Origin of the sequence: Staphylococcus sp. EG-SA-14 (assembly GCF_017151935.1) — a bacterium.
Taxonomy (GTDB): Bacteria; Bacillota; Bacilli; order Staphylococcales; family Staphylococcaceae; genus Staphylococcus; species Staphylococcus aureus.
Map to the genome: position 1 here is coordinate 1 of NZ_JACVZM010000091.1, position 251 is coordinate 251.

Here is a 251-nt window from a genome sequence, read left to right on the forward strand (position 1 = left end):
TGTCGTATTAACAAAGGCAAAGCCAACGAGTTGTTCATCACTTTCAGCAACAAAGATGACTTTATGTGGAGAAGTGATATATTCTTCTAATTGTTTACTAGCCGATGTGACGCTAGGATCATATTCTTGTATCAGAATCGCATAACAACGAATTTAATGGTTACCTAATACATTACTCATACTTATCAATGTCATCTAATCTTAAATGAATGCGTATACTCTTATTCATTTATCAAATTTAAATTCAAAAT

General features: G+C 31.1%; 1 pseudogene. It reads right to left on the minus strand.

Features of this window, described 5'->3' with window-relative positions:
- Window positions 1-126: pseudogene (locus tag IDG63_RS14425) on the minus strand (GNAT family N-acetyltransferase); the annotation flags it as partial.
- Between the last annotated feature and the right edge of the window lie 125 nt (window positions 127-251).